This is a genomic window from Peribacillus loiseleuriae (assembly GCF_001183985.1).
In the GTDB taxonomy this organism is placed as follows: domain Bacteria; phylum Bacillota; class Bacilli; order Bacillales; family DSM-1321; genus Peribacillus; species Peribacillus loiseleuriae.
The window spans coordinates 4,975,946-4,982,590 of sequence record NZ_LFZW01000001.1; the positions used below are offsets into that span (position 1 = coordinate 4,975,946).

Sequence of the window (6,645 nt, forward strand, 5' to 3'; positions counted from 1 at the left end):
TCAGCCATCCTTCCATCCACTATTTTTCATGGCAAGCAGCGTACATTCATATACACCCGTGCCAACCAGCTTATCTAATGAGGCCATGGATTCACCATGTCGGATGTTTGTACCTCGTTGTGAAGCAGCAATTAAGATGCTGTCTTTTGAAGCTTCTGTTGAAGGCGTGTTAGTTTCCGCTCCACAATCATGCAACGCCTTCACCTTGGCCTCCGTTGCGGTAATAAGACCCTGAATAAACACTCCTTCCGATAAACAACCATTCACAAACACCCAAGTATGGATGCTGGGAACTACACGAGACGTATCAACGACATCTCCTTTACCAGCTGTTACCACGATGAAAGTGGAGATATTGTCCTCTTCATAGAAACATGCTGTTACTGTCTGCACATCAACATCTGTTATCATGCCTACCGTCTCGCTTGGATTAAATCCTTCAGAAGACAAGTACCCTATCATTTCCTTGCGAGGATTCTTACAATCATAGGTAAGCTTGGCATGACAGTTCACAAATGTTTTATACCAACCATTTTCAGTCCCCGTTACTCCAGAAGACAGCGTCTTAAGTGGGATCGGCAATTTTAATACAAGCCACTTATCTGTTACTTCTAAATATTGCTCATTAATCACTAATGCCTCCTGCTCCTCGGCAAGATGAGCAGGAACAATGAATAGTTGTGGTTTGGGGAGATTTGGATGTGGGCGATTTTCAATTTCTGTTTGGTATATTGCTTGGATTCGTTCTCGTTTCAGCACTTCATTTGGTTTGTCATTAATCTGAATTTTCCCTTTGTCTAATAGAAGCAGCCTATCACAGTAAAGACTGGCAAGATTTAAATCGTGGAAAATGGAAATAACAGTCAGGTCTTTTTTCTTCGTCCACCTTTTCATCAAGTCGAGCAACTCTTTCTGATAGGAAAGATCCAAATGATTCGTTGGCTCATCTAAAAAAAGAATTTCCGGTTCTTGTGCTAATGACTGTGCAAGCAAGACACGCTGTTTCTCACCACCAGAAAGCTGTTCAAAAGATATATGTTGAAACTGAGTAACGCCCGTCTGTTTCATAACCTTTTGGACCACTTCTTCATCTTCCGTTGACCAACTCTGCAGTAATCCTTTTTGATGCGCATACCTGCCAAGCGAGACCGTTTCTTTTACCGTATAGGAAAAAGCCTGTGTGGAGTGCTGAGGTAGGACGGCAATGACTCTAGCAAGTTCCTTCGTACGATAATCCTGCAGCCTTTTTCCTTTAAGCATGATTTCTCCACTATGATAAGGTAATATGCCACTCATCATTTGGAGCAGCGTAGTTTTTCCACTTCCATTAGGTCCAAGAATTCCAAACAATTCTCCTCTGGCAACCTCGAAGGTAAGGTTTTTCAAAACAGGCATTTCCCTTGTATACCCACCTATTAATTCAGTAACAGTTAGCATATTCATCACCTTCTTTCTATCCTGCGCCGTTTTAATAAGATCGTGGCAAAGACAGGAGCACCAATTAACGCAGTAATAACGCCAATTGGTAATTCAGCTGGGGAAATAATTATTCTTGAAATAAGATCGGCTAGAATTAAGAAGCCACCTCCAATGATCATCGATAACGGCAATAAATGCTTATGATCTGGGCCAACAAGTCGTCTCGTGAAATGCGGAATCACCAAGCCAACGAAGCCTATTGTCCCTGAAACAGCCACAGCAGCCCCCGTTAGCAGCGAACCTGCAATTAAAACCAGTAGCTTTCTTTGTTTCACATTCACACCTAAATGCTGTGCACGATCTTCTCCAAAGGATAAGGCATTTAATTCACGTGCATTCAGCATAAGGATCACAGCTCCCACGATAAAGAATGGCAAAATAATCCCCACATAGCTCCAGCCACGCATTGAGACACTTCCCAATAACCAGCCAATAATCTGACGTAATTCTTCTCCAGTCATAGCAATCATCAGGGAAATAAATGCGCCTAAAAACGAACTAAAAATAATCCCTGTTAAAATAATCGTTTCTACCTTCATCGAGCGATCCAGTTTCTGTGCAAACAACAGTACAGAGAAAATCGTCAGGAACGAAAATAGGACACTTAATAATGGCAAAGTAAATAACCCGATAACAGGTAGGGACAACCCGAAGAATAGTGTTACAACCGCCCCCACAGAAGCCCCAGAGGAAACGCCAAGTGTATAGGGATCGGCCAATGGGTTACGCAGAAGACCTTGAAACGCTGCACCAGAAATAGCAAGAGACGCTCCTACCAATCCTGCCAAAACAACACGAGGCAAGCGTATTTTCATTACAATATTCGTGAACATCACATTTGCTTCAGTTGACAGCGGTAGATGGAAAGCTTCCTTGCCAATAATTCGAAAAAGCTCTGACACAGGCACTGAAACCGAACCTACTGAAATTCCAACAATCATCGAGACAGCAAGAAATGCAATTGCGAGTATATAAGCTAGCTGTCTGTTATTTTGTAAAATTTTATCTATTTTTGAATCTCCCAAATTCCACTACTCCCTTACCATACATTTTTAGAGGGAATAAATAGAAGGTCAGCCTCCTCGATTTCTTTTAGGAAGTCTGACCCTTATAAGTCAATCGTCTATAGTATGAACAGATGTCCCCATATGTCTGCCACACACCTTCCCATACCCGCAGGCAAATTAAATTGGGTGCACGAATACAGGCAGGCCTCCTGGCTTATGGTCTACGTTACGGTACCATCCCATATCTTCATACAGTGGCGGGACCGCGTTGGCACTCACCAACTTCCCTTCTAAGTCCTAGATCAGACACCTATTTCGTTTATGTATTTCGTTTCTATCCATCTATTATACACAATTGAATGCGAAAATTAGTCAGAAAATTATTGCATTGTGAGTCAGCAGACAATCATGTTTAATAATCCTCTGACACAACTACTTTTTATTCTTTACTCTGCATGGACTCTAAGTATTTTATTAGCTCTTCGTTATCATCAGTTCGAAACACTTCTTGAGTATAATCAAAAATAATATAGGTAGGGGTGCTTTCTATTTTCAATTCAGGATATTCGGATGGTAATTTTCCATCTGCATCTATCGTGTGAATAGGGCTCAAATCATACTTATTTTCATCAAAATTAACAGGACTGACACCCGATTTTCCAAGGATAATCAAAGCGCTTTTTTCATGTTCTCTTGGCAATAATCCTTGATAAGAAACAAGTTGTTTAACGTCCAGTTTAAAAGAGTATGTGGCCTCTTTCCCATTCACCCACTTTGCATGGATGACATAGGACTTATAACCAACCGAGTTGCCCAAGGCAGACTCTCTGAAACTGAATGTATTCCAATCCTCCGCTCTTATAAAATCCTCTTCATCCCCAAAATTGCCAATCTCTGAAACGATGAAACTTTCCGGCTCTTCAGCGAAATCAATTAAAAGTTTTTTTCGGGGGTTAACCTTCGTAATCGGATCTTCTTTCTTGCTTTCCACAATTATGATCCCGTTCCTTTCAAAACTGCGAACCTGATAAGCAACCTTATCTCCATCAACTGTCGCGAGTAACTCTGGAGGTGTATGAAGTTTCTTTGTTTTGGCTTTATCCAGGGTATATAATGAAAGAGCGCCTCCAAAAACAAGAACTACTATTAACAATAGACTTTTCTTCATTAGATCTCCCCCAAAGATTGTTTTATGAACTCTATTCGAATTCCTTGAGGTTATTACACTCGGAATAAAAAAGCACATTCCAATTTTAACGCATTACTAAATAACTCTACATCGAAGCTACCAAAAAAATTAAGCATACTATCTAAACAACCATAACCTAAACAATCTCCCTAATTATTGCAAAAGTCCACCTCATTCTTTAGCACATAAACCTTGAAAATTTTTCTTATAACAACTATAATATATCAGTCACAACTATTTATCATGTCCCAGTAGCTCAGCAGGATAGAGCGACAGCCTCCTAAGCTGTAGGTCGTAGGTTCGACTCCTATCTGGGACGCTAAAACACAAAACCGCCAATCCCTTATCTATCAAGGAATTGGCGGTTTTTTATTAAAAAAGGATTCTATTATTATACTTCTGATTTTAAAGGATTGAGAGCAAAATAATAAAAAGAACTGCTTTGTTCAATATACAGTCCGACATGTTATACGCGATACAGTAGTTCTAGCAAAAATCTACCGAATACTGTGTAAGAAATATTTCGACAACTTCAAGGATATTATTATTAAATGAATAAAGAAGTTGGAGTGTTGAGCGAATTGGATCGTATCTGATGCGAATGAGGGAAGCCTCTACCGGAGAAGACGCTTACGAAGTTCTGTGAAACTTTAGACATAGATTGTGTCACCCAAATCAAACAAACAAAAAAAACTAACCATAGTTAGATTAGTTTTACTTCTCATAAAAAAATGGCTCCGCAGGTAGGACTCGAACCTACGACCGTTCGGTTAACAGCCGAATGCTCTACCACTGAGCTACTGCGGAACAAAAATATAGGATTATGGTGGGCCTAAATGGACTCGAACCATCGACCTCACGCTTATCAGGCGTGCGCTCTAACCAGCTGAGCTATAGGCCCATTCTTTGGAGCGGGTGAAGAGAATCGAACTCTCATCATCAGCTTGGAAGGCTGAGGTTTTACCACTAAACTACACCCGCATGTATAAAGTTGAAAACAAAATCAGGTTTTGCAGATTATTGCCTTTCTATACCAAGGTTAACAGACTGGGCTAGAAGGATTCGAACCTTCGCATGACGGAATCAAAATCCGTTGCCTTACCGCTTGGCTATAGCCCAAAAATAACATAAAGTAAATGGGGCGACTGATGGGAATCGAACCCACGAATGCCTGAACCACAATCAGGTGCGTTAACCACTTCGCCACAACCGCCATGATGTAAAATGAATTTTAAGTTTGGCAGGGGTAGTAGGAATTGAACCCACACCGAAGGTTTTGGAGACCTTTGTTCTACCTTTAAACTATACCCCTATAATAAATGGTGGAGGGGGGCAGATTCGAACTGCCGAACCCGAAGGAGCGGATTTACAGTCCGCCGCGTTTAGCCACTTCGCTACCCCTCCATATTAAGCTAATGATGGCTCAGGACGGAATCGAACCGCCGACACAAGGATTTTCAGTCCTTTGCTCTACCGACTGAGCTACTGAGCCAAACAAATTATACCAACAGTAAGTTTCACTACTGCATAAAAATGGCGGTCCGGACGGGACTCGAACCCGCGACCTCCTGCGTGACAGGCAGGCATTCTAACCAACTGAACTACCGGACCAGATTGCGGGGACAGGATTTGAACCTGCGACCTTCGGGTTATGAGCCCGACGAGCTACCGAACTGCTCCACCCCGCGATAATAAGAATGATAAAGTTTTGCTTATGCATGAAGTTTACTGTATAGCTTTTTCTTCCTCTTTCAGTAACTCGATGAGACTAATACGCTTTATACTTAAGAGATAAAAATGGAGGAGGTAGAGGGATTCGAACCCCCGCGGGGTTTGACCCCCCTGTCGGTTTTCAAGACCGATCCCTTCAGCCGGACTTGGGTATACCTCCGAAATAAATTGGATAGTAGCTAAAGACTACTCGTCATTTAGTAGCGGCAGAGGGGATCGAACCCCCGACCTCACGGGTATGAACCGTACGCTCTAGCCAGCTGAGCTACGCCGCCAAATAAATAATAATGGTCGGGAAGACAGGATTCGAACCTGCGACCCCTTGGTCCCAAACCAAGTGCTCTACCAAGCTGAGCTACTTCCCGTATTATGGCGCGCCCGAAAGGAGTCGAACCCATAACCTTCTGATCCGTAGTCAGACGCTCTATCCAATTGAGCTACGGGCGCATTTCAAAATAGAATCTGTCCATTACAACGCACCCGTTGAACTAATAGTGAGCCATGCAGGATTCGAACCTGCGACCCTCTGATTAAAAGTCAGATGCTCTACCAACTGAGCTAATGGCTCATACAAATTTGAAAATGGTGCCGGCAAGAGGACTTGAACCCCCAACCTACTGATTACAAGTCAGTTGCTCTACCAGTTGAGCTACACCGGCACTATAGGTAATGGTGGAGGATGACGGGATCGAACCGCCGACCCTCTGCTTGTAAGGCAGATGCTCTCCCAGCTGAGCTAATCCTCCAATATGGTGACCCCTACGGGATTCGAACCCGTGTTACCGCCGTGAAAGGGCGGTGTCTTAACCGCTTGACCAAGGGGCCACATACAACTATCAACAAAATAATAGCCCCTACTATTTAGGGGCTTAGCCTGGCAATGTCCTACTCTCACAGGGGGAGACCCCCAACTACCATCGGCGCTGAAGAGCTTAACTTCCGTGTTCGGAATGGGAACGGGTGTGACCTCTTCGCCATCATTACCAGACTAAATTCAGTTAGAAGGTTTATTCCTTCAAAACTAGATAACAAACTTTAGAATCATCATTAAAATATTTATTGGTTAAGTCCTCGATCGATTAGTATCAGTCAGCTCCACATGTCGCCACGTTTCCACCTCTGACCTATCAACCTGATCATCTTTCAGGGATCTTACTAGCTTACGCTATGGGAAATCTCATCTTGAGGGGGGCTTCATGCTTAGATGCTTTCAGCATTTATCCCGTCCGCACGTCACGT

The 6,645-nt window shown here is 42.8% G+C and carries 3 protein-coding genes, 19 tRNA genes, 1 rRNA gene and 1 riboswitch; of the genes, 1 reads left to right on the forward strand and 22 read right to left on the reverse strand.

The features are described from left to right. The 3 genes from AC625_RS22950 to AC625_RS22960 form a co-directional block, all read right to left on the reverse strand. Positions 1-1,437 (reverse strand): ABC transporter ATP-binding protein, encoded by a 1,437-nt coding sequence (locus tag AC625_RS22950; protein ID WP_049683390.1) that lies wholly within the window; start codon positions 1,435-1,437, stop codon positions 1-3. 5 nt (positions 1,438-1,442) lie between these two features. Continuing rightward, complete coding sequence (locus tag AC625_RS22955) at positions 1,443-2,504, reverse strand: FecCD family ABC transporter permease (protein ID WP_425415469.1); 1,062 nt, start codon at positions 2,502-2,504, stop codon at positions 1,443-1,445. Positions 2,505-2,668: 164 nt separating this feature from the next. Continuing rightward, a riboswitch (cobalamin riboswitch) is annotated at positions 2,669-2,815 on the reverse strand. Between the two features lie 110 nt (positions 2,816-2,925). After that, the gene (locus AC625_RS22960) at positions 2,926-3,654 is read right to left on the reverse strand and encodes a hypothetical protein (RefSeq protein WP_049683391.1); all 729 of its coding nucleotides are present in this window, start codon (positions 3,652-3,654) and stop codon (positions 2,926-2,928) included. A 266-nt stretch (positions 3,655-3,920) separates the two neighbouring features. Here AC625_RS22960 and AC625_RS22965 point away from each other — a divergent pair. Next, positions 3,921-3,994: transfer RNA gene (locus AC625_RS22965), tRNA-Arg, on the forward strand. A 413-nt stretch (positions 3,995-4,407) separates the two neighbouring features. Here AC625_RS22965 and AC625_RS22970 read toward each other — a convergent pair. The 19 genes from AC625_RS22970 to rrf all read right to left on the reverse strand — a co-directional run bounded on the left by AC625_RS22970 (position 4,408) and on the right by rrf (position 6,394). Then, positions 4,408-4,482: transfer RNA gene (locus AC625_RS22970), tRNA-Asn, on the reverse strand. Positions 4,483-4,499: 17 nt separating this feature from the next. Continuing rightward, positions 4,500-4,576 (reverse strand) — tRNA-Ile (locus AC625_RS22975). Between the two features lie 6 nt (positions 4,577-4,582). Then, positions 4,583-4,656: transfer RNA gene (locus AC625_RS22980), tRNA-Gly, on the reverse strand. A gap of 66 nt (positions 4,657-4,722) precedes the next feature. Further along, positions 4,723-4,794: transfer RNA gene (locus AC625_RS22985), tRNA-Gln, on the reverse strand. 18 nt (positions 4,795-4,812) lie between these two features. Continuing rightward, positions 4,813-4,888 (reverse strand) — tRNA-His (locus AC625_RS22990). A gap of 25 nt (positions 4,889-4,913) precedes the next feature. Beyond that, positions 4,914-4,987, reverse strand: a tRNA-Trp gene (locus AC625_RS22995). Between the two features lie 8 nt (positions 4,988-4,995). After that, positions 4,996-5,079, reverse strand: a tRNA-Tyr gene (locus AC625_RS23000). A gap of 15 nt (positions 5,080-5,094) precedes the next feature. After that, a tRNA-Phe gene (locus AC625_RS23005) sits at positions 5,095-5,167 on the reverse strand. Between the two features lie 42 nt (positions 5,168-5,209). Continuing rightward, a tRNA-Asp gene (locus tag AC625_RS23010) sits at positions 5,210-5,286 on the reverse strand. 3 nt (positions 5,287-5,289) lie between these two features. Continuing rightward, positions 5,290-5,363: transfer RNA gene (locus tag AC625_RS23015), tRNA-Met, on the reverse strand. 110 nt (positions 5,364-5,473) lie between these two features. Continuing rightward, positions 5,474-5,566: transfer RNA gene (locus AC625_RS23020), tRNA-Ser, on the reverse strand. A gap of 41 nt (positions 5,567-5,607) precedes the next feature. Next, positions 5,608-5,681: transfer RNA gene (locus AC625_RS23025), tRNA-Met, on the reverse strand. Between the two features lie 13 nt (positions 5,682-5,694). After that, positions 5,695-5,771, reverse strand: a tRNA-Pro gene (locus AC625_RS23030). Positions 5,772-5,776: 5 nt separating this feature from the next. Then, positions 5,777-5,853 (reverse strand) — tRNA-Arg (locus AC625_RS23035). 48 nt (positions 5,854-5,901) lie between these two features. Beyond that, a tRNA-Lys gene (locus tag AC625_RS23040) sits at positions 5,902-5,974 on the reverse strand. Between the two features lie 15 nt (positions 5,975-5,989). Continuing rightward, positions 5,990-6,065, reverse strand: a tRNA-Thr gene (locus tag AC625_RS23045). 11 nt (positions 6,066-6,076) lie between these two features. Further along, a tRNA-Val gene (locus AC625_RS23050) sits at positions 6,077-6,152 on the reverse strand. A 4-nt stretch (positions 6,153-6,156) separates the two neighbouring features. Beyond that, positions 6,157-6,231, reverse strand: a tRNA-Glu gene (locus AC625_RS23055). A 47-nt stretch (positions 6,232-6,278) separates the two neighbouring features. Continuing rightward, positions 6,279-6,394: ribosomal RNA gene (gene rrf / locus AC625_RS23060) — 5S ribosomal RNA — on the reverse strand. Between the last annotated feature and the right edge of the window lie 251 nt (positions 6,395-6,645).

Bases quoted from the DNA above. Each gene is read 5' to 3' on its own strand.
- AC625_RS22950 (WP_049683390.1), bottom strand. From the start codon at position 1,437: ATGCTAACTGTTACTGAATTAATAGGTGGGTATACAAGGGAAATGCCT.
- AC625_RS22960 (WP_049683391.1), bottom strand. From the start codon at position 3,654: ATGAAGAAAAGTCTATTGTTAATAGTAGTTCTTGTTTTTGGAGGCGCT.